Source organism: Coprococcus sp. AM11-30B, assembly GCF_027674365.1.
Taxonomy (GTDB): domain Bacteria; phylum Bacillota; class Clostridia; order Lachnospirales; family Lachnospiraceae; genus Allocoprococcus; species Allocoprococcus comes.
Map to the genome: position 1 here is coordinate 1 of NZ_JAQDVB010000029.1, position 21888 is coordinate 21888.

Genomic DNA, 21888 nt, shown 5'->3' on the forward strand with positions numbered 1-21888 from the left:
AATATTAAATTTTCAAGGTTCTATTTTGGGGCTTTTGACCCTGGCATCATGACATTGGGTAAAATGGGGGCATTTTTTTGCAAAAAAACGGTAAAAAATAAAGTAGTTTTAAAATTGAAAATATTATAAATTGTAAAATTTACACACTTAAAATTATGTAAAAATAGCAAATAAATAAACTAAAAAAGGAGGAAAAATGAGAAAATTAGCTTTAGATGATGATGTTTTACTGAATATAGAGAAGCCTGCCCGCTACATCGGACACGAAGTCAACTCAGTCATGAAAGACAAGGATGCCGTGGAAATTCGATTTGCAATGTGTTTCCCGGAGGTGTATACTTTTTGATTTCTCTGATATATTACCAGATACCATATAATACCTTTAAATCCCATGTTTTCAAGGATTTTAGGACGTTATGGTATTACGTGGTATAAAATGGTATTGTTGTAAAACGGCAATTTTATGATTATTTTCTGTCAAATTTGTTGTAAAAAAATGGAACACCCTTTTTAAAATTCATAAACTATTCTCCGTGTATATTTATACATTTTAAATAAATTTCCGTTTTTATGATAAACAGGTTACTGACTAGATTTTATTTCGAAAAAAGCAATGTATACGCATCACCAGTTCTTTTTGGCATCCTATATTCTTTCAGGTACTTTTGTGCCACTTCTTCAAATCTACTTAATCATTTGGCTATTTCAGAAAATGCGATTCCACGTTTCGCTAGGAAAGATACTCCACTTTTTGGGGTATGGTTTCATCTTTTTCTCTACCTTCTACCATAATGCTTGATTTAAAACCAGTCATATGTTCAAATTTTTCAAAATTCAGAGCACTTAATCTTAATAAATTTTTTGTTTGAAAGAGAAAAAGATAAAAAGGTAATGTTTATGGGTGATTTAAACATTTATTAAAAAGAAATTAAGTGATCATCGAATGCTTGTTGTAGATATTGAGGAGAACGATATAAGAGAAAACGATTACAAGGATAGAGAAAGAAGAATGTTGTACAGTGTGAGGAGAAGTATGTTTCCTGATGGAGGAGAAACCTATACCATTGAAGAAGTTAAAAGATTATTTGAAGAGGAAGGTGTGTATCCGAAAAATTTTGAAGATGCATTGAGCAAATGTATAGAAAAAGGATGGATTATAGATTGTGGAAATGGTAATTATACTAGGTAGATTATAATGATATCAAATATATTTTCAGAGAGCCAAACGGCTCTCTTTTTTTCGAAAATCAAAAGTTGTAACGGTTTATACACAATCTAATTATGTATAAATATAACATAGCAGACGGGAATCGCCAAATTCAAGAGGTTGATATTCTTCCATTTGCCCCTCCGCTGAAAGCTTACAAGTAGAATATAATAGAATCAGGATCAAGAAAGAAAGGATAAGGAAATGGTAGTTTTTGACAGTTGGAAATTCAGAGAAATATTGAAAAGCATAGTAGAGAAAAAGGAACTTAATGGAGATAGGATATCTTCTAAACAACAGTTATATGTGCAGATAGGTGAAGAACTGCATGTATCACCGGAAACGGTTAAATATTGGCAGAGAGATAAATCCAGTGGACCGGATTCTAGAACACCAGAACTTTTGGATGAATTGGAGAGTTATTTGGGATATCCGAAAGGTGCTTTGCAAAAGGAGATAAAGATAGAGGAAGAAAAAACGGAGGATAAGAGAATGGATAAAGTAAGTGAATTTCAGAAAAATCAGATCATGGAGATTTACGAGGCTTTAAAAAGTTTTGTAAGCGAGATGGCTATAGAGAATGAAGATGAATACTACAGGATCCGAGCTGTCATAGAAAGAAAGCAACTGGTTCTTCCGGATACAATATTTAATACGATACTGCAGTTTATGGACAATATCGTTGAGGAATATGTTTTTAAAGCGGAGTATCCAGCTTTTACCGAGGAAGAAGCAGAATATAAGAATGGTGTGATGAACATAAAAACAGATGCAGCGTTTAATAAGCTGATGAGTCATTTCTTAGAAAGACTCCAGGAGTTGGATGAAAAAATAGACCAATTCGCGGAACAAGAACTGCGAGCGTATCTTTTAGGATAATATTTTTGAAAGGATCGATTTATGCGGATTAAAAGCAGAGCCATATTATACAATCTCACCATAAAAGGCAGAAAGAGTCATTGGTGATGTATTTCAGACATCGGATAATGGGCTTTAATCCGCAAGGGATAGGAGAGTAGTAAATCAGAATCAATAAGGAGACAACATGGGATTTAAACATTATAAATTTCAACCAAATGAGTATGTGTTTGTGATGAAGAACGGGAAAGTTATAAGGCAGGGAATTGAATTATCATTTTTTTGTAACACACTTAACACAGGAATGTCAGTGGTTCCTACAGTGTCATTTGACACATTCTTTGCTTTCAATGATGTGTTGACATCGGATTTTCAGAAAATCAATATACAGGGTGATATTTCTTACATTATTCATGATTACGAAAAGGTAGCTGGAATGATTGATTTTTCGTACACAAGTGAATCAGGGTATGAAGGGAAAAAAGTTGAAGCAAAGCAGGTGATGGGAAAGCGAATAACAAACTTAGCAAAGACATCTGTTTCTAAGTTTGTTAATGCAAGAGATGTGAAGGCGGTAATTCATGCACAGGAGAAATTAGCAGCATTTTTGTCTGAAGAAATGACCTCCAACGAAGCCATTAAAGAGTTAGGATTGGAAGTTGTAACCGTATCCATTTTGGCTGTATCTCCTTCATTGGAAACTCAAAAAGCTCTGGAGTCAGCTACAAGAGAACAAATCCTTCAACAACAGGATAATGCGATTTATAAGAGAAGAAATGCGGCGATAGAACAGGAACGAATTGTTAAGGAAAATGAGTTGAATACAGAAATAAAAGTTGCGGAGAAAGAGCATGAAAATCAAATGCTAAGGCAAAAAAATGCTTTGGAAGAGGTTGAGCTTGAAAGTAAGTTAAGAAAAGAGCAAGCGGACACTAAAGCATACGCCAATGAAGTTGTACTTAAAGCATTGGAATCAGTGGATAAGGAAGTTCTTCTTGCCATTCTTTTATCCGGTATGGACAGTAAAACACTGATTGCAAAGGCATTTAACAGTCTTGCGGAAAACACGGATAAAATCGGAAATTTGAATATTTCGCCGGATCTTCTGGAGACACTGACATCTTCGGGTGTTGCTACAAGTAAATAAGTATATAATCCGGGTGGTCCAATCTGGAAATTGCCCGGCAATGGAGAGCAGATGGATAGAAATGCAAATAAAATTGTGATTGTGACGCAGAAGAGCCACCTTCAAGAGCTTTTGTACAAGTATAATACAAAGGCTCAGGCAAAGTTTTATATAGAGCATATGGGAGCAGACTTTTCCGATTATATATTGGAAGATGAAACGTATCAAAAGGCACTCGCTAATGTGAAACAGATTGCTGATAAGCTTGTTGTGAATGATTTTTTTATCGGTCCCAAATCTCATACATCAGCACGATATGACTTAACCACACGCCATACTTTGGGGCGTGTCATAACAGAAACACAGTCTTCATCCGGTATAATAGTTTCTACAGGAATTGGGCAGACCGGATGGTACAAGTCAGTAATGGCACAGGCAAAGGCTGCATGTGGATTGTTTGGTTATGATGGTAGTGGTGATTATGAAAAGATTGGATGGGATGAGAAAAAGTTAAGTTTTGTTGTTAGAGAGCCATTTCCTTCAAATACAACAGATTCCACTGTTGTATTTGGAACGATTGGTGAAGGAGATCCGTTCCGGGTATTATCTAAAATGCCTGAAAATGGAGTAATCTTCTCTGACGGAATGGAGGAAGACGCGATTGAGTTTAATTCTGGAGTAGAAGTAAATATTGGAATGTCGGAATGGAAAGGGTGTCTGGTGAGATAGATGGCAGAAGTATATGATGTAACGAGGGATGTTTTAGTAGAAGATTTAGTTTTTATAGCCATAAATAAGGAAAACGGGATAACAATAGAAGTTCCTTTTTGCTATTTATATCTCTATGACGGGGAAGTCGTGGATATTTGTCTTGATTGTTTTGCATATCGTCGAGATGACAGGAACAATTTGCCTGTGGGAATTTATGATAATGATTTTATTTGGAGATTAAAAAGAATAGACGAAGAACCTTCGGACATAAAACCAATCAAGTTCATTTCGGCTTATCATACGAAGGAATACTGTTTGGTAATAGAAACGACAGCAGATACGAGAGAATATGATTTTCATAGATTACATAAGTATTACTCAGAGTGCAGTTTTGAAAGTTTTACGATTAAAGAATATTTTATTATATTCGAACATGGACCAGAGATCAGATATTCGGATTTGCATAGGTATACCTAGTTATATGGATGAAGATGTGTAATTGAACCGTTTATTAACTATTCAGGAAATCGGAGATTCTTAACATTGTCAGTGTAAAATTAAAAATAGGGTAGTGATTTTTGCGTAAAATGCAGATGGCCATGGATTCTAAAGGTTATCTGCATTTTTTTGTGTCATAGCTTATTGCGATCAAGATATCTTATCTGTAGATTGAAAATTTAATTAAGATGCTTTGTCTAATAAATTTTTGCAGTAAATTTACGGTTCTGAGATTAAAGAATGGATTACGACTGGAAAGTATAGTATAATTTGTATTAGAAATTTTGGCATATATACTGAGCTAGACAGAAAATGCAATATCATTATAGTATAGCACCATAATCCGAGAAATGTGAAATATATAAGAATATCAAAAAGAGAGAGGTTGATAAAATGACGTTAGAACAATATATGAGAGAACTATGGCTAATGGATAAACAGTATGGACAAGAGGAAGAATTATATCCACTAATTAATATGCTTTTGAGAGATGGTCCGAACACGGAAAAACTTTCGATACGTGATGTTCATAAGGGTCAAAGGATCAAGACGGAGAATAAGAATGTTGAGCAAAGAAAATATATAGATGGGTTTGGAAGTTTTCCAGATCTTGCGATTTTTGATGAAAGTTTTCCAGAGGGACAGGAACCTAAAAATGGTGAAGAGGGAGAAAATACAATTTTGAAAAATATATATGGTTGTGTGGAAGCAAAGTGCATTGGCTCAGACCTCATAGAATGCCTAGACTCAAACACAATTGATATAAGTTGTGATAAGAAGAAAAAATATTATGTAAATAAAAAAAATACAAGTTCTTTGAATGAATCGAATGGGAAAGCAAATGATGCAGGACAATTATTGGGAGAGTTATTATGGTATGGAAAAGTTCTATATACAAATGGAGTGATATGGAAATATTATAAACTTTCTCAAAAATCAGGGAAAGAGATTAATGCTTTACGGAAAACATGGTTTAATGCTGATAGAAATAATGGTGATATTTTCAAAAACGGAATGAACCCGCATGAAAATCGGAATGAAGATCGAAATGAAGATCGTAAAACATGGATTTTTGAACAGTGTGAAGAGAAAAAAATGGAGATTACAATTAAATCAGAGGAAATCGGTGATTTAACAGAAATATATGAAAAAATAAAGGATAATAAGATAAAAGATAAAACAAGTATACCAACATTTGATTCCCAAGATTACGATAAATGGAAAAAATTTAAAACAAACCTTGCATCAATTGATTGGACGGAAGTTATTTTTTAGTGTAACAAGAGCCAATAGACTTACTAACCAAAGAGGAGTAATATCATGCCAGACATTAAACAAAAAATTATAACGATTGATGTCCAGGCTTTTTTCAACTTTTGTCCAAAGAAGCCAGGTGAAGAAAAAGAACGGTTCAAGCTTTCTCTTGGGGATTATTCGTTGCGAAGATATGTCGTAAAACAGGAAGACGAACGAGAAGACTGTGCGCTATTTTATCAATTCTGCAAAGAAATAGAATCTGCATGGTATGATAAAGAGAAACAACCTTTTAAACTTACAGATAAAATATTATATGACAAGTTAGTGATTGTAGATTTTGGTAAAATATTTCAGCCACTTGATAAAGAGAATGCTGGAGCATGGAAGAGAGAGAACCAAAAAGCTTTGCTGAACGATTCAAAAGATCTTGTAGAAAATGGATTTGATATGTATTTTGAAGGTTTTGAAAATCCGGTCCATATGGTTGCTTTTGATAAGAGCGGAAGCATGAGTCGGAATAGTCGTATTTCGTTTATTGATGAGGATTTTTATGAGGGATTGAATACACGTCTTAACTTAGGAATGGATTTTTCAAAGATATCGGTAATTGAAAGTAAATATTACGCATACAGAGGTTTATATCTTTCTTCTTCTAAAAGAGTCAAACATCCAAAGTTTGTGATAAATCCGGATACTATTATAATAATAAAGGATGTACGAACAAAGAAAGACAAACCGGAAAAGCCGGTTACAAGTTATAATTATGAAAAAGAAGTTCCATTGGCAACTACAGAAATTAAAGTGGTAAAAGATGCAGATTTTAGAGAAGTGTTGCAATGTAATTTTCAGAAACCTCAAATAAAAGAGTTTGAGTATGTGAATATTCCGTTCGATGGCTCTGGTTTTATTACGCCGGAATATGCTTCTTACATTAATAAAGCATTGAACATAAAAGGAGCCACTTCCTTTCAGATTAGGTTACCGTTCATGAAGGGAATGCTTCATGAAGTGGATGTGCATGAGTTTTTAGAGACTTATAACGGAAAAAAAGGTGAACAGTTGTATGAAGATGCTTTTGGTATAAAGAGAGATTTGAGCAAGGCTCATATTTTTATCACAGAAAGTATGTTTAAAGGTATGAAATGGATTCAACAGTATTTGGATAGTGCACCTGATAAAACTGCTAATATGGATCCGATGGTATTCTATTGTGATGCAATGGAAAAATATGATCATGCATTGTATATTTCAGGGACAAATTTACCTTACGGGAACTCCAAATATACACATCTGAGCTATCAGATGATCAATACACTGCATTTTACGGAAGAGCAATTTAAAAGGATTGTAGAAAGACATTGTTTTTTTATAGAAAATCCTATCGAGTATCTGAAAGATTGCGAAGAAATGACAGTGGATGATGATAACAATATCCAAGAGGAGGATAGTGATACACAGGAGAATGATGAGGAAACGATAGTTGTAAGACAGATACCTAACTGGAAACGGGCGTTATTTAAGAATTCTGCTTTAAAAAGCAACGGATATATAAAATCACAATTAAAAAATGTACAGAAAGGACTTTTAACAAAGCTGGCAACAGGAAAATTAGTTGTGGAAGGACAGAATCGATATCTGTGCAGAGATTTATTGCCATTGCTTGCGAGTTTACTGGAGGATGAGAACGTTATATCTAAATTCTGGCAAAAATATGTATATTTGCGTTTTTACCTGCCTGTAGGTACACAGAGTGATTGTTGGGAAGATTTGAAGTTAAATTATGATTCTTATTATGCATTCTTTCGGAGTCCGCATTTGTCAAGAAATGAACAAGTAATAATGAAGCGTTTTGAAATGACTACAGAGGATTTATATGCAGGTAGGGTCAACTATAACTCTTTCAAAGGACATGTTGAATTATATGATAAGTATTTTAAAAAGCTGACTGGTATTGTCATGGTTCCGAGGGGATCATCGGCTCCGCAATGTCTGGGAGGTGCCGATTTTGACGGGGATCTGGTCAATGTGGTGGCGAATCAGGATGTAGTAGAAGCGGTTGCATCTGGAGCATATGAGGCTGGAAATTATCTGGATGATACAACGAATAGATTAGTACCGTATTTTAAGCGAACACTTCCGGTTATTAAAATACCTACTTCTAAAGGAAATCCAGTCAAAATTCAGAATCCTGTTCCGTTTTCTCATATCCAAAATACATTTTCTAATCGGATTGGACAAATATCCGATGCTGCAATTACTATCGGGCAGATAGAATATGAGAGGAATCAGAAATTACCAAGCAAAGACGAATCTGGTTTGGTATTTACTTCAAATAGTCCCACATGTGCAAAATGTACGATATTAACAGGATTGGAGATTGATGCGGCTAAAAACGGTCAACATCCTGATTTAGACATTGTACTTAAAGCAGGGATCGACAAGAGTGCTTATATTTTATTTTTGAGAGACTTAGAAAAGTTGCGGGGAGAAGAAGGGTATAATCTTGATAATCTGTCAACAACTCGGAAAAATATTGAGGGAAAAAGATGTCTTTGTGTGTCTGCAAAAAGTTGTAAAACAAAAGCTACGTTTGAAATTCAGGATGGTGGTACATATATCAACGAATTACCATTATATTTTGAAGAAGGACTAAAACAATATAAAAAGAAGAAAGAAACGAAAAGTGCACAGTTTTTTGAATATTCCAAAGAAATCTCAGACAGAGACAAGGAAAATAATGAAAGATTTAAACTAAAATGTCAAGGGATTTTAAATTCGTATGTGTTCTATGTAAACACGTTTTTGCGAGTCTTAAAGAATGAAAAGAAAGGTACTTTTTATGCACTGAAAAATCTGCAAACAAACTTATTTGAAATATATGATGAAGAAAATGTTATAGATATTCAAAGGAAAGTGCTTCCACGTATACAGGAAAAAATAGAAGCATGTTTAAATCAAGATAATACGATTAAAAAAATGAAAGATCGCTTGAATCAGATGCAATGGTTATTACAACCAATGCAAAATAGAGGAAAAGCATTAGAACAGATTATAGGTAATGGATTTGATGCTCAAAGTTTGGAAAAAGAAGAACAGGAAGTTCTGTTTCATTTTGAACAACAGGGATATAAAACTTTATGGAATGTACTTACTTTAATAGAAGGTCCAAAAGTAACCCCGTTTGAGATTTTAAAAAAGAGAGTTGTAAAAGAGACAACCGAAATGGCAGAGTTGGATAAATCATTAGAAAAAGATCTGGAAAGTATTGTTCAAGGATTTTATGAAAAAAATGAGACAGATCCGAAAAACAAATTATATGGAGTATGTCTTCAGAAACTTAAACAAATAGTGACGGAAACCAAGGAGTTACCTTTGGAATTAAAGATTGAAACATTATATGAAATCACAAAGAAGTCAGAAGATTATGGCAGATTCTTTTGGGAAGTATTTGAATGGAAAGAGCTGGAACCATATATAGAAGAGGAAAAAGAAGATGTTAAATGAAATTTTAGAATTTGAAGCATATGTGAAGGCTCCAGAATCTGCTGACCCCAGAATTCAGCCTAAAATGTTAACTGAAAATTATGAAAGTGATGATTTGAATGGAATTGGAGGAATTCTTGTAATTCTTGCAAGAGGTTTTATTTTTGGATTTGAAACAGAAAAAAAGATTTATAACGAAGATGGACTTGTTAATGAGAACATCTTAAATGATACGAAGTATATTTTACTTCAATGGTGTGGATTTGATCTTAATGCTTCAGAATCCAAAGAAAAAGCAATCAATGATGATTTGGAAAATCATAGACAGTGTATTTTAGAATGGCAAGAAACATATCCGGAAGCGAATGGATGGTTAAAAAAATATTGGCTGTACCATTGTCCGGAAAATAAGAAAGAACAGTGGAAAAAAGTCGAAAGCAAGTTAAACGATAAGTTATGCGGTGAGAATGAGGAATATAGCCAAAATCGAATCACGTTAGCTTCAGTAATAGCAGTTGCGTTGGCGCATGGCCCATTGCGGAAAAGATATATGACATTAAGAAAGGATACATCAAAAAAGCCGGAAAAAGATCCAAAGAAGCGTTTTGCGTATTTATATAGTAGGGTAAAGCCACATAAAGATGGATCAGGAAAAACTGTGCATGAACAAACACGGGAAAAGATATTAAAGAATATTGCAGCATATCTTATAAGTAAAGAATATCATCCGAAAAATCAAAAGTTTATTCGATTAGACAGAGGACGACTTATGGGGTGGTATGGGCTTGATGATTATAGATATGCCCGTGAAGCATGGTATAGGCCAAGGTTTATCTGGGAAGAAAAACAGATTATGGAGGCTCATAGTGGGGATAGAGGATGGAGCTTCATCAAATTATCTATAAACCAGGAGTTTCTGGAATATTTTGAATTTCAATTAATCAGCGAAGAACAGATTGATGATATAGACAAATCTAGATACTGGATTTTGGAAGATACAGGACATGGAACCAAGAGCTTAGAGTGTCTGGAATAGTATTAAATAATACCCCAAAGAAAATAATTACAGAGAAAGATCAGATATACTTAACAGCTATCTGGTCTTTTTTATTGTCCTACATTCAGTGAAAGTTACTGATAATGGAGTAGGTTCTGTAGGTGGGAGCATTATTTTTAAACATAAAAGAAAAGAGGTGGCAAGAGATGTATAATGAAAATGAAGAAATTGAGAAAGAGTTGACATTATCGCAGTATATCGATGAACTTGATATTCCAGAAGAAGTCTTAGAAGATAATGTATTTGGATTGTAAAGAAAAAAACCAAAAGGACGATTTATGCATTTTTATAAATAGATTGCGGTGGATATTCTGGAGAATATAGAGATGTGCTTCTGATATCAGATAACGGAGCTTTGAATCGTCGGGTATAGGAAAGTAGTAAGTTAGAAGAAATAAGATGCAGCCACCTTTATGGTGGCTGTATTTTATTGGTTGCAAATGGAGAAAAAAGATGGAGGGACGTTTTTATGGCACGAGTAGAAAAAAGATTTGGTGAACGTAATAATGATGATATTATCAGAGACATATTGAGAGAGTATTCAAGCAGGGAGAATCCGATAAGTGCAAAGAGCATCATTGATAAAGCAAAAAAAAGGGGAACCGAGATAGGTAGGACAGTAATAAAAGGTTTTGCAAATAGAATGGAAGCAGAAGAGTATCAGACAGAGGAAGAATGCGACGAAATTATAAAGAAGTGTCGGGGAGATGAACGAGAAATTATTTTTATTAAGAAAGGTCAAAATGGTAGGACGATAGGATACTGGATGATGGAAATGCTATCTGAAAGCGAATGGATGTTTTTGATGGATTCAGTGATTAATAGTAAGATTTTGACTCAGAAAGAAGCAGATAATCTCGCGAAAAGGATTACATTTCTGGCAGGTAAGAGATTTTCTGAATTAACTCAATATCGCCATCGCATGGAAAATCAGCCATACTTTGTTGGAGATGATGACATAGATGGAAAGGCTGGCTATATAGAAAGTCGTGTCTTAAAGCAGGTTTATTTGATAAGACAGGCAATCAAACAGGGGAAGAAGATAAAATTTAATCTCTGCGTGTATGATTATGGAAAGCAAACTATCAGGTTGGTCCCATGCGGGCGCCATGGAAAGGTACTTCCAGAAACGCCAGAGAAATATAAAGAAGATGTCCATAGAATTTGTTCACCATTTGATATCATATTCTCGAATGGGCGGTACTATATGGTGGGTGCAGATTTGGAAACGGAAAGACGCACAGATTTGCAATACAAATTATATAGAGTAGATTTAATGTCTGACGTTACTATTAATCGAGCAAAAGCTGTTACAAAAGAGGAGGCAGGTCTTTCGCAATTAAATGACCTCTTTGGATATAGAATGGAAACCCCCTATATGTTCGCGGGAAAAGTGGAGAGAGTAAGAATACGTGTGGATGCGGATCAGCTTACACAGATTGTGGATTGGTTCTCTGATTGCTTTAAGGTAGTGGGATATGATGCGGATGAAAGCAAGTATTATGATATAGAAATCAAAGTAAATCTTAACAGTTTCACTTTTTGGGTGTTGCAATATAGCGGATGCGTAGAGGTCCTTGACATTGGTAGGAAGGGCAAGAATTCCTATAGAAATAGAATCAAAGAAACACTGAGGAAAGCATTGGAAAAGTATGAGGAGAATTAGAGTCAAGCACATGTTGGCCCTCCATTGCTCCTCTTGGTGGGAATCTGCAAATAGAGTATACTGGAATCAGGATAAGTCCAAAAGGGAGGAATAATTATGATTTATGCAGCTTATGCAGGAACAGGAAAAAGCTATTTTTGTCAAGAGAATCCAGAAGCAATTGACTTGATCTGTATGCTTTTCAAAATTATTATTGGGCGATAAAATATTTGCTTTATTATTGCCCGGAAATACCTCTTGTAATACCGACTATCGATTTGATATTGGATTTTCTGGAAGCAGATCAAATACCATATACGCTTATATATCCGGATAAAAATTTAAAAGATGAGTATGAAAAGAGATATAAAAATCGTGGGAACACGGAGGAATTTCTGGACATATTTATTGGTCAATGGGAATTTAGAATAGAGGAATTAGAACAGAGAAATAGTCCTTTGACAAAGCATATAGTACTACAGGAAGGACAATACTTGTCGGATGTGATAAGTTGTGTGGATGGATGCGATGTATACAAGAATCAACAGATTGAAAAATTCAAGCAAAAGTTATATCAATTGCAAAATAACACATTAAAAGGAATCATAATAAAAGAGGAAGAAGTAAATCCTTTGAGTGATGATATGATTAGCGCAGTGCTTTATTTGAAGCCCATCTGTGATGATGATATCGTTACAGATTTCGTTTGGATTTCTTCGAAAAGACAAATGCATAAATTATTAGAACAATATAAGCATGATGATTTTCGTACAGTTCCAGAATTGATATTGTTAAAAATGTGTTATACAGAATCGGGTATCAGATGTAAAACAAGAATTGAAAGAAACGATTTGTGTAGATTTATAAACCAATCGATATAGTAAAATTTCAACATAAAAAGTAGAAAGGGGCACATGTTATGGAAAGCAGCATTATGGGATGCAAAAAGAAAAAGAAAACCAGTATCAGGATGATGTCAGAAATCACTTCGTATTTAAAACAGCATAATTTGTATTTCAAAACAGATCAGTTGGAAGGGACGCCAAGGATAACGATGGTTTTTCAAAATTGTGACAGATGTCCAGATAATATTACAGAGGGATGTATCTGGTTCTATGAAGATTCAATGGAGGTTCGAGTTTACTATTCAAAATCAGGTGCAGAAATTTGTAAAAAATCAACGAAGATATACGAAGTGTGCAGACTATTAAATTTTATGAATGCAAGGATATGGATAGCTGTTTCGGACGGCATGGAAGGTGCACTATATAAATCGCAATGTTTAATATTACCAAGATTTTATATTACTGAAGATGAAATGCAAGATATTACATCGACAATGCTTATTCCATATACATATTTTGAGTTGGACATGTTGCAGATAGAAGATTTTATTACGGGAGCACTTCCAAGCCTGCTAGATTGTTTAAGCACACCGGTGTTCCTTTTGCTTGAAGGTAAGATAACCATAGATGAAGCTATTGATATGGTAAAATTAGAAGTCGTTGGAAAAGAGGTAGAATGTGGAATATATTAAAAATAAAAATATACAAATAACATTTACAATAAAAGAGGATTTGTATTTCCAGTTTAAGACATTTTGTAAGGCAGAAAAGAAAAATCCAGCAGCTGTTTTAAAAGAATTTATAAAAAAATATGTAGAGGAAAGAGAGAATGAAAATAATGAACAAGAAGAAAAGAATTATGTCGATTAATATGAATGATTTTGGCGGTAAGAACGAACATTTGATGAATCACCGGTATTTTAATAATCGAGATAGAAAATATCAGATTGATTGGAAGTATTGGGCGAAGCAAGTGAAGAAAGATGAGACATGGAACAGCCTGAAAGAATATATCTTGGATAAGCAACCGGATTTATTGGTTATTGAAGAAATGTTAATTAGCTGTTATGAAAGTATAGATTTTATAGGAGAATTGGAAGAAATAGGATATTCATATATTGAAGATTGTTTACCAGAGAGAGGAAACTATTCGTTAACTATGATTTTCTTTCGAGATGGAAACCCTAAATATATTCATTCACCTGGGAAATATCGGGAGAATAGGAGTGTGGTTTGTAAAGAGGATGATTTGCTGATATGTGGAAGCCACTTTCCATGTGAATCCGATGAGATATTTTTGAATCATATGGAAAATTTTGTGGTAGACAATCTGAATGATGATTTTTTACTTGTGGGAGATTTAAACGCAAATGATCAAACCCGGGGAAATAAGAAAATGATAAATAGATTACTTGATAAAGGAGCAGTGGATCTATGGATGATGTTCGGGAATGATGAAAATACACCAACAGAGGCACAATATCAGGGGAGATTGGATTATGCCATTGCATCTCCGTCTCTTGCAAAAAAGGTAAAGAATATTGAGATTGATCCGTTTTTGATGAATGCGGGTGTTACTGATCATGCAGCGATTATTGTAGATATAAATGAATAGTCTGGTGTCAGATAACTTGCGAACATTTATAATAGGGAGATGCATGAAGATATGGATAAAAAACAGATTATTGCGGTAGATTTTGATGGAACATTGTGTTTTTCTACTTGGCCAGATACAGGAGAACCAAATCAGCCTCTCATTGATTATTTGAAAATACATAAAAAGGCGGGGGATAAACTTATTCTTTGGACGTGTCGATCGGGAGTGATTTTGGATAAGGCACTTTCATGGTGTAGAGAAGTAGCAAAGCTTGAATTTGATGCAGTGAATGATAATGTGCCGGAAGTGATTGATTATTATGGAAATAATTCACGTAAGATTTTCTGTGATATTTATATTGACGATAAAGCCTGTGTACCGGATGAATTTTGTGGAAAGTGTAGAAAAATCCAATAATAAACTCTGGTAGGAGCATAAAATAAATTTGAAAAGCATTAGATGTGCTGATTTATAGAATGTTCAAAACGGTATAATCAGTCACAGATAAAAAGCTGATGCTATTTATAAAATCATGAAGGGAGCATTAGGTTGGAGAGATAACAAAAAAATGATTGAACTTTCAAATATGCCACGCCCATCACAACTCTATCGCCAGTAGAGATTGGGCGCATGGTCGTAAGAGGAATGAATGAGCAAATACAGAGGTTATTTCAAGAGGAGAACCTGTTAGAGTTCATCCGAACGGAGACGCAAGGATGGTGTTAGTTGACACCAAGAGTTTTTTATTCGGTCATGGCACTTTGAAAATATCGTTGCAGACTGAAAATCATCTTAACGGATGGTTGAGTGTAGTCATACATTTGTGAACGATTTGTTGATGTTTCGATAGGCAGCCTCGATGCAGAGGAAGAACGGTTGATGCCTCACCCGAAAGGTGATGATTTTACACAGCCGAAACCGATAACACATCAAGCCGCATGGGCGCTGCTGCATGAACGCCCGGATATATGTGAAAAGCATATATGGAATCAAATCACAAGTGAGTAGCTAAAGGCAAGATATCGCAACGGCGACCAGGCTTGTGGCTGGTGAAAGCTAGACAGGTCTACATCAGTAAGGATTCTGCCTGCAGTAGAGAAATCTATATGCAGGGTCCACAGAGTATAAGGCTTATCGACGGATAAGACAAGAGGGATACCTCGACAAGATATTCTGTGCTGACATTTGTAGCTGCAAAGGTATTTTTGAGGTCCTCGGGTAAGCGAGGGTATATTTGAGAGTTCAATTTTAAAAGACGTTTCTGTTTTTTATTTTAGTTGGATTGGTGGCAGAGGAAGGTGAAAAGAATTGGAGCGAAAATTTAGTTCAGACTTAGAAATACCCAAATATCTCAAATGGAAAGAAAATGATATATCTAAAGCTAATAAGAAGTCAAAACACAAGCATCAATATGAAGAATGTCTAATTAGATATAAATGGAATTGGGAAGAAAACAAAATTCATACATCACTTAACAGCTATTGTACTATCTGTGGGAAGATCAATAATAAAATGAAAAATTCTATTGTAATAGATTATATGCAAAAAGTAGATACACCAGTAGGAAAACGTTATTTACAGATTTCAGAGGATATATTATATGACACATATCATGACAGATTACCGGTATTCTTTGTAGAAGATATATGCAAAGATAAATATGTGAATTTAGGATAAGCGGGGATTATTTATGAATACAGGAAGAAAAATTGAAACAAAAAGATTAAACTTATTGCCAGGTGGAGCAGGTAATAAATGAAACGTATCAATCCTAAGATACTCTATTTTGACTGTGCATTTGATCTGATGGAGGAATGTCCTGAAAGTTATAAAGAAATCAGCAGAGGACTGACAGATATGAAATTCGCTTGTTATCCGGACAAGGAGATTATAGAAAACAGGAAAAAATATTTTGCGGAGATTAACCAGAAAAATGAAGAGAGCAACTTGAAATATAGTGAAACAAGAATTTTTTAAAATGAACTTTTGAATACGCTGACACTAGTTTTTCAAAATGATTTTAAAAAGTATCTTTAAGTGAAATATGTTTACTAATATTTGGAGGACAAAATGGTAAATAATTTTATTGATGAATTTATTCCATCAAAAGACACAAGAACTTATTTGCATAGCATTCATCATGAATTTACGGACTTGGAGAAAGCTACGATTGTAGCAAATCACATTATGATTTCTTACGAGAAAAAAGTAAAGTGGTTAAATAGTTTTAAGGAAGAAATATCTGATGACACATTGAAAGACAGAATATCAAAGGCGTTAGTTCAGATAAAAAAAGATAAGAAGTATTATAGAAAGTGTAATACTTCATTAGGAGCGTTGCCTTATAATGAATCGCTTTTTGATTTTGTATTTATTCCGCATGATTTCAGGCATGGTGACATTGTAAGAAGTCTCTATGGTGGCTGGAATACAACCGTGTTTTTCGAGAAAGTAGGAATCATCCTCAGTTATTTTGATAAGGATTATGAGTTTTATAAAAATCTACGAGGAGATTATTCAGATGTTCAGGTTTGTGTAGATATAAAATTTGACGTGATAGCTTATCAGGGAGAGTTTGAACATGAACACATCAACCCAATATATATTGAGCGTATGACATTGAATGAAAAAGATGAAAGAATGGCGTATCTTAACTATCTAACAAATCTTTACAGTAAAAAGAATATTAGGATTGATGCTGAAAATAAGCCTGAATATGCAGGTGGTTCAGATGGCTTATTAGAACAGAAATATCTTGGCGAATATGTTCCGGTTCAAGATGATACTTCCGGTATTTGGTGTGTGCAGACAGGACACGGATTTGAAAGTGGAGATATTAATTATATTGCATCCGAGTTCTCAGGAACAGGTTTAATCTATCACTTTATGCATAATGGTGAGATGGATCATGTTCATGGATTCGAAAGTGTGTTGTATGAGATTTTGAAAGACCCGGAACACGTAGACATCGTGACAGATTATGGTGAATACTCAGATCAGGAAGCTCAAATGGTGAAAGGGATAAAACGAGCAGCGAAATTTGTACAAGCACATCACAGACCTATGACCAATGATGCCTACGGTAAATAAGGTTATATGACCGCTTTTAGAAGTTCCAGAAGAAAAGGTGATTCGGATTGTGTATGCCGAAACAGTACTTTGTATAGACGTAATGAAAATGGAAGTATCACAGGATCTATTTGGAGTATATTATATCAGCAGGACGGACAGTTATCTTTTGATGAAGAATCCGGAAAGCGGGGAACAGGAATAGAAGTATATAATATTTTCTATAACCAGTATAGTAATCTAAGTGAACCTCTATCGTATCCACCTCCGGATGGAGGCGATGAGCCAGTAACATTTTTTGATCCGGGTAGATTTTTCTGTTCATGCCAGGCTCTGGAAGAGGCAAAGAAACGTATAGCCGATAGGAATAATTTTAATTTAAAATTGGAGAAATATATGACTTTTGAATTATTAGAAGCAATTATTGTGAAGAATAAGATCCCGAAGAACGTTTGTTTAGTAAATGACAGCGAAAACGATCTTTGTACAACAGATATGAATGGTATTCAATATTGTGAAAAGAGAAATGAAATCTGTTTTATGGAAGGAGAATGCATACATAAACCAGATCATGCGGAAAATGAGAATTGGAAAGTATTGTGGCCTATTTGTGATGAATGAAAGACAAAAGACTGTTAGAGGATTTGAAAAATGTATTTTTATGAAGTGTTTGGGAAATGTAATTTGGAAGTGGTTGTTCATGAGTTCTTGAAATGGGCTGTTGACTCACCGGATATAAATGTTACAGAAGAAGTGTGGATGAAGATAAGGAAATTAATATATGTCCCGTTATTAAGATGATCTATGAAGAAATATAAAATTTGTTTTTGAGATAATTCGTTGAATCTGATTTGAACTATATTAAATGATGGAGAAATAATTATGGGTACAAATGAAGTATTTGCTATATCAAATAAGCCGAGAGAAGTAACGTTGAAAGGATTTAATTATATAAAAGACAGGCTTCCTAATAATTTTGAGGTCTGCTTGATTGTTGAAAAAGATGGTCATCTAAGTGCTGGTTGTTGGGATGCAGGGTTAAGGAGTACTGATTACGGGAAAATACCTGGAAGTTTCAGACAAAGTCGAGGAGGAGTTTTAGAATTTGATAGTGTGTTGGCATGGTTACCGATAGAGAAAACTGAGATAGATATAAAAGAATTATGGTGGAATCCGGAATATCGTCTCATATCTATTATTTATGACAGTATTATGGTATTTGCAAAGGATACAGATGACTATTTAACAATGGAGTATTATGGTGGAAATGAAGGAAAAATCATTTTTTACATGGATGTACAAACTGGCAATATTTTAGAAAACGATAAAAATAGAAAAGAAGAAATATATTATCTCCAATCAACGTTGAGAGCCTGGTACAGCGATATGAGAGAAAAACTGTTGGAAGGCTATCAAAATGGTAGATTCACAATTTTGCCGGAATGGGATGAGTAGGGATAAAAAGGAAGAAAAGCAAAGATATTTTGCAAAAAACTGCCGTGACTAGTATCGGTGAATTGATGATTAAATGAAAGAAGGTTGAATTAGATGAAATATTATATCAGTGATTTGCATTTGTTTCATGAAAATGCAATTAAATTTGATCATCGTCCATTTGAATCTGTACAGGAAATGCATGAAGTGGTCCTGAAAAATTGGAATGATCGGGTGACGAATGGTGATTTTGTATATCTATTAGGTGATATGAGTTTGCGAGGAAAAAACGAAGATCTGATTGCTTTTGTGGCGCGTCTAAAAGGAAGAAAGGTGCTGATTAGAGGTAACCATGATGATGTGTCTGATTACAGGTATCAACAGCTATTTACAGAAATTTGTGATTATAAAGAAATTTATGATTCGGTTGGAAAAGAAAAATATGGATTGGTATTATCTCATTATCCGATTTTTTCTTGGAAAAACATGGGACGTGGAAAAATTTTGCTGTATGGACATACACATGAAAGTGCAGAAGACCAGTTTTATCAAAGCTGTCTGAAGCAGATGCGGGAGAATGATTGCAGACACGTGTATGACAAAAAGTTATTGGCATGTAATGTGGGATGTATGCTTCCATATATGAATTATACACCGCGAACTTTAGAAGAAATTTTGGAAGGAGTAGAAGTGGAAACGAAATAGAAAATATTTGGCAGCTAATCGGATTTACTTCTTTGGGAGTTTGTTGTCGTGGGTTCGAATCCCACCAGAACTTTAAAAGTTCTGTAGCTCAGTTGGTAGAGCACAGATTTAATCCGATAATATCGCCAAAAGGATGCCGACAGCTATTGTTACTTACTTCAAACTAGGTGTATTTGAGTGGCAAGATCAGTCGGCATTGTTTAAAGTATAGTAGAAAGAGGTGCGGGCATGAAAGAAATATACAAGGACTATTTGTTCGAAAAGCATATTCTTATCAGTGAAGGAATGACAGAAGAAAAACATGTATTTGAAACATTGTTTGCAATAGCACATTTCTTTGGTGTAAAAATCACAAAAGGCAGGGAGCTTGTGCGTTGCGAGATGGTAAAAGAACTTTCAAAAAGGTTTGGAGAAAATGTTCCAGAACCATTTTATAGGGGATTCCCACAAAGTGTCCGAGATCTTTCTGCAGAAGAACTATTGTTTGATCAGCTTATACATTATTTTAATACATACGGACTTGGAAATTTCGATGAGCCGGGACATTCTGTATTTGAAAAAGATTTTGAACGTGCGGCTTTTCAGGAAGATACAGAAGTACAGGAATTTGTGATACAAACGGAAGAAGAAGCAAAAGATGCAGTACGAACGATTGTGAATGATTTATTGTCAGGTTCACGACCACTTAATGAGAGGCAGTATACGCTTGTACTTACATTTATTCGTGACCATATTGAAAGTATTCCGGATATTGTCTCAAAGAACACCTGTGTAAGACTTCTAATTGACACGAAAAATCTTTCGCTGGCAGACAGTTTGAATCTGTCAGATGTTATGAAAATAGTAGATGAATTAAACTACCGGTATTATCACAATGAAAATCCGAAAAAATTAAACTTTAAAAATCAGGACAGAAAATTCTTAACAGCACTTTTAGACAGAATATTCAGAAGTGAAAAGTGTGATATCCGTACTTGTTATGAAAAGAAGCAGCTATGGAATGGATTTTTACATCACATTCATTATCAACCAAAAAATGAAGAGGCGGAAATATTTGTACATGCCATGAGAACGAAAGGTAATGAGTCTGTATACAGTGAGTTTGAAAAGTTGATGCAGGAAAGCAGATGTCAGCAAGCAGCAGAATTATTGCGGGAAAAGAAAGGAACATCTGCATTGCTTCGAAATATGGACTATATTATCAGTCGTATGAACAAAGAAGAAGGGCAAAGATTCTGTATGGAATTTCCAGAGGATTGCAGTACGCTGATATTGTTACAACTATTGTTCAGATATGAAGGAAAGCAGAGAAAGGACGGACGTATTTTCAAATTTACACAGCACAATCTCATGAAAGTTCATTATGAAACACCAGAGGAGAGTGAGAAAGGTCAAAGCAGGCTTACAGAAAAGCAGGTAAAAGAAGTTGGGAAAATGATTCGTTCAAAACTTTCTGAGAAACTTAGAAATCGACTTGGAAAGGTATATATTGAACCTTCGATGAAAAATTATGCACTTCCATTAGCAGAAAATACTTCGCAAGGTGGATTCGGCGTTCTTTCCAAAGGATCCAGAATTCCGATAGAGGAAGGGAAAAAGCTTCGAGCGTTTACTTATTGGGAGAAAGTGAACGATATTGATCTCTCGGTATTTGCACTTACAGAATATGGTAATCGAAGGGAATTTTCCTGGAGAACTATGTCAAGACATCAGTCAGGGGCAATTACTTATTCCGGTGATGAAACAAGCGGTTATCTGGGAGGTTCTGAGTACTTTGATATCAATCTTCCGGAATTCAAGGCACGGTATTCTGAATATCGATATTTGATTTTTTGCGATAACGTTTATTCTGGGAAAAACTTTAATGAATGCTTTTGCAAGGCGGGATATATGCTGAGAGATTGGGAAGATAGTGGACAAGTGTATGAACCTAAGACAGTAAAGTCAGCATATCGTATAAATTGTGAGAGCACATTTGCATATTTATTCGGAATTGATCTTTTGACAAATGAATTTATCTGGTTGAATATAGCAAAGGACGGCAATTCACGGGTGGCTGGTGATACTACACTTTCCTTTTTGACTGATTATTTTCATCTTACTGAGATTATGAATATGTATGATTTCTTTTCCATGATGGCAGAAAAAATCGTTGACGATCCTATGGAAGCAGATGTAATTGTGACAGATCATGAAATTGAGGGTGCAGTTGAAGCTGAAATAATCAGAGAGTATGATTTTGAAAAAATCAGAGCACTCATGGAAACTGTAAAATAATTGTGGAGAGCAAGTATGAAATTTGAGGATAGAATACAACTGAAATTATCAGATCTGACAGAAGAATTATTTGAAAATATTGTTGCCTATGGATTTTGTGCACCATCCGGAATGGGTGG

At 34.7% G+C, this 21888-nt stretch carries 23 protein-coding genes; all 23 read left to right on the forward strand.

Annotated elements, in window-relative coordinates:
- The first annotated feature begins 196 nt into the window (after positions 1–196).
- Complete coding sequence (locus PGU50_RS15855; RefSeq protein ID WP_270203766.1) at positions 197–346, forward strand: hypothetical protein; 150 nt, start codon at positions 197–199, stop codon at positions 344–346.
- Between the two features lie 597 nt (positions 347–943).
- On the forward strand, positions 944–1189 hold the full coding sequence (locus tag PGU50_RS15860; protein WP_270247397.1) for a hypothetical protein: 246 nt from the start codon (positions 944–946) through the stop codon (positions 1187–1189).
- Between the two features lie 222 nt (positions 1190–1411).
- Positions 1412–2086, forward strand: coding sequence for a hypothetical protein (locus PGU50_RS15865; RefSeq protein WP_270247399.1), 675 nt, complete (start codon positions 1412–1414; stop codon positions 2084–2086).
- A gap of 166 nt (positions 2087–2252) precedes the next feature.
- On the forward strand, positions 2253–3212 hold the full coding sequence (locus PGU50_RS15870) for an SPFH domain-containing protein (protein WP_270247402.1): 960 nt from the start codon (positions 2253–2255) through the stop codon (positions 3210–3212).
- Positions 3213–3263: 51 nt separating this feature from the next.
- Entirely contained in the window at positions 3264–3920 is a 657-nt protein-coding gene (locus tag PGU50_RS15875) for a hypothetical protein (protein ID WP_270247403.1), read from the forward strand.
- Positions 3921–4379, forward strand: a complete 459-nt coding sequence (locus tag PGU50_RS15880) for a hypothetical protein (protein WP_270247404.1) — start codon at positions 3921–3923, stop codon at positions 4377–4379.
- A gap of 414 nt (positions 4380–4793) precedes the next feature.
- Positions 4794–5675 carry a hypothetical protein gene (locus tag PGU50_RS15885; protein WP_270247405.1) on the forward strand — a complete coding sequence of 294 codons (882 nt, stop codon included), beginning with the start codon at positions 4794–4796 and terminating at the stop codon, positions 5673–5675.
- Between the two features lie 45 nt (positions 5676–5720).
- Positions 5721–9161: an RNA dependent RNA polymerase gene (locus tag PGU50_RS15890; RefSeq protein ID WP_270247407.1), complete on the forward strand. Its 3441-nt coding sequence runs from the start codon at positions 5721–5723 to the stop codon at positions 9159–9161.
- Positions 9151–10176, forward strand: a complete 1026-nt coding sequence (locus PGU50_RS15895; RefSeq protein WP_270247408.1) for a hypothetical protein — start codon at positions 9151–9153, stop codon at positions 10174–10176. Before PGU50_RS15890 ends, PGU50_RS15895 begins: the two co-directional genes overlap by 11 nt.
- 122 nt (positions 10177–10298) lie before the next feature.
- The gene (locus tag PGU50_RS15900) at positions 10299–10451 is read left to right on the forward strand and encodes a hypothetical protein (protein ID WP_270203758.1); all 153 of its coding nucleotides are present in this window, start codon (positions 10299–10301) and stop codon (positions 10449–10451) included.
- A gap of 215 nt (positions 10452–10666) precedes the next feature.
- Positions 10667–11863 (forward strand): WYL domain-containing protein, encoded by a 1197-nt coding sequence (locus tag PGU50_RS15905; RefSeq protein WP_270247409.1) that lies wholly within the window; start codon positions 10667–10669, stop codon positions 11861–11863.
- Between the two features lie 209 nt (positions 11864–12072).
- A complete protein-coding gene (locus tag PGU50_RS15910; protein ID WP_270247411.1) occupies positions 12073–12723 on the forward strand; it encodes a hypothetical protein in 651 nt (216 codons plus the stop codon).
- Between the two features lie 38 nt (positions 12724–12761).
- Positions 12762–13379 (forward strand): hypothetical protein, encoded by a 618-nt coding sequence (locus PGU50_RS15915; protein ID WP_270247413.1) that lies wholly within the window; start codon positions 12762–12764, stop codon positions 13377–13379.
- Positions 13366–13557, forward strand: coding sequence for a hypothetical protein (locus tag PGU50_RS15920; protein ID WP_270203754.1), 192 nt, complete (start codon positions 13366–13368; stop codon positions 13555–13557). Before PGU50_RS15915 ends, PGU50_RS15920 begins: the two co-directional genes overlap by 14 nt.
- Entirely contained in the window at positions 13526–14302 is a 777-nt protein-coding gene (locus tag PGU50_RS15925) for an endonuclease/exonuclease/phosphatase family protein (RefSeq protein ID WP_270203753.1), read from the forward strand. The genes PGU50_RS15920 and PGU50_RS15925 overlap by 32 nt, the downstream gene beginning before the upstream one ends.
- A gap of 51 nt (positions 14303–14353) precedes the next feature.
- Positions 14354–14701: a hypothetical protein gene (locus tag PGU50_RS15930; protein WP_270203752.1), complete on the forward strand. Its 348-nt coding sequence runs from the start codon at positions 14354–14356 to the stop codon at positions 14699–14701.
- Between the two features lie 891 nt (positions 14702–15592).
- The gene (locus PGU50_RS15935) at positions 15593–15961 is read left to right on the forward strand and encodes a hypothetical protein (RefSeq protein ID WP_270203751.1); all 369 of its coding nucleotides are present in this window, start codon (positions 15593–15595) and stop codon (positions 15959–15961) included.
- 78 nt (positions 15962–16039) lie between these two features.
- Entirely contained in the window at positions 16040–16261 is a 222-nt protein-coding gene (locus PGU50_RS15940) for a hypothetical protein (protein ID WP_270203750.1), read from the forward strand.
- A gap of 93 nt (positions 16262–16354) precedes the next feature.
- Positions 16355–17374, forward strand: a complete 1020-nt coding sequence (locus PGU50_RS15945) for a hypothetical protein (RefSeq protein ID WP_270247415.1) — start codon at positions 16355–16357, stop codon at positions 17372–17374.
- A 6-nt stretch (positions 17375–17380) separates the two neighbouring features.
- A complete protein-coding gene (locus PGU50_RS15950; protein WP_270247417.1) occupies positions 17381–17974 on the forward strand; it encodes a hypothetical protein in 594 nt (197 codons plus the stop codon).
- A gap of 261 nt (positions 17975–18235) precedes the next feature.
- The gene (locus PGU50_RS15955; protein WP_270247418.1) at positions 18236–18808 is read left to right on the forward strand and encodes a hypothetical protein; all 573 of its coding nucleotides are present in this window, start codon (positions 18236–18238) and stop codon (positions 18806–18808) included.
- 93 nt (positions 18809–18901) lie between these two features.
- Positions 18902–19492 (forward strand): metallophosphoesterase, encoded by a 591-nt coding sequence (locus tag PGU50_RS15960; RefSeq protein ID WP_270247420.1) that lies wholly within the window; start codon positions 18902–18904, stop codon positions 19490–19492.
- Positions 19493–19720: 228 nt separating this feature from the next.
- The gene (locus tag PGU50_RS15965) at positions 19721–21769 is read left to right on the forward strand and encodes a hypothetical protein (RefSeq protein ID WP_270247423.1); all 2049 of its coding nucleotides are present in this window, start codon (positions 19721–19723) and stop codon (positions 21767–21769) included.
- The last annotated feature ends 119 nt before the right edge of the window (positions 21770–21888 follow it).

Excerpts from the sequence above, each read along its gene's own strand:
- PGU50_RS15855 (WP_270203766.1), top strand. The coding sequence starts at position 197 with ATGAGAAAATTAGCTTTAGATGATGATGTTTTACTGAATATAGAGAAG.
- PGU50_RS15860 (WP_270247397.1), top strand. The coding sequence starts at position 944 with ATGCTTGTTGTAGATATTGAGGAGAACGATATAAGAGAAAACGATTAC.
- PGU50_RS15865 (WP_270247399.1), top strand. The coding sequence starts at position 1,412 with ATGGTAGTTTTTGACAGTTGGAAATTCAGAGAAATATTGAAAAGCATA.
- PGU50_RS15870 (WP_270247402.1), top strand. The coding sequence starts at position 2,253 with ATGGGATTTAAACATTATAAATTTCAACCAAATGAGTATGTGTTTGTG.
- PGU50_RS15875 (WP_270247403.1), top strand. The coding sequence starts at position 3,264 with ATGGATAGAAATGCAAATAAAATTGTGATTGTGACGCAGAAGAGCCAC.
- PGU50_RS15880 (WP_270247404.1), top strand. The coding sequence starts at position 3,921 with ATGGCAGAAGTATATGATGTAACGAGGGATGTTTTAGTAGAAGATTTA.
- PGU50_RS15885 (WP_270247405.1), top strand. The coding sequence starts at position 4,794 with ATGACGTTAGAACAATATATGAGAGAACTATGGCTAATGGATAAACAG.
- PGU50_RS15890 (WP_270247407.1), top strand. The coding sequence starts at position 5,721 with ATGCCAGACATTAAACAAAAAATTATAACGATTGATGTCCAGGCTTTT.
- PGU50_RS15895 (WP_270247408.1), top strand. The coding sequence starts at position 9,151 with ATGTTAAATGAAATTTTAGAATTTGAAGCATATGTGAAGGCTCCAGAA.
- PGU50_RS15905 (WP_270247409.1), top strand. The coding sequence starts at position 10,667 with ATGGCACGAGTAGAAAAAAGATTTGGTGAACGTAATAATGATGATATT.
- PGU50_RS15915 (WP_270247413.1), top strand. The coding sequence starts at position 12,762 with ATGGAAAGCAGCATTATGGGATGCAAAAAGAAAAAGAAAACCAGTATC.
- PGU50_RS15925 (WP_270203753.1), top strand. The coding sequence starts at position 13,526 with ATGAACAAGAAGAAAAGAATTATGTCGATTAATATGAATGATTTTGGC.
- PGU50_RS15930 (WP_270203752.1), top strand. The coding sequence starts at position 14,354 with ATGGATAAAAAACAGATTATTGCGGTAGATTTTGATGGAACATTGTGT.
- PGU50_RS15940 (WP_270203750.1), top strand. The coding sequence starts at position 16,040 with ATGAAACGTATCAATCCTAAGATACTCTATTTTGACTGTGCATTTGAT.
- PGU50_RS15945 (WP_270247415.1), top strand. The coding sequence starts at position 16,355 with ATGGTAAATAATTTTATTGATGAATTTATTCCATCAAAAGACACAAGA.
- PGU50_RS15950 (WP_270247417.1), top strand. The coding sequence starts at position 17,381 with ATGACCGCTTTTAGAAGTTCCAGAAGAAAAGGTGATTCGGATTGTGTA.
- PGU50_RS15955 (WP_270247418.1), top strand. The coding sequence starts at position 18,236 with ATGGGTACAAATGAAGTATTTGCTATATCAAATAAGCCGAGAGAAGTA.
- PGU50_RS15960 (WP_270247420.1), top strand. The coding sequence starts at position 18,902 with ATGAAATATTATATCAGTGATTTGCATTTGTTTCATGAAAATGCAATT.
- PGU50_RS15965 (WP_270247423.1), top strand. The coding sequence starts at position 19,721 with ATGAAAGAAATATACAAGGACTATTTGTTCGAAAAGCATATTCTTATC.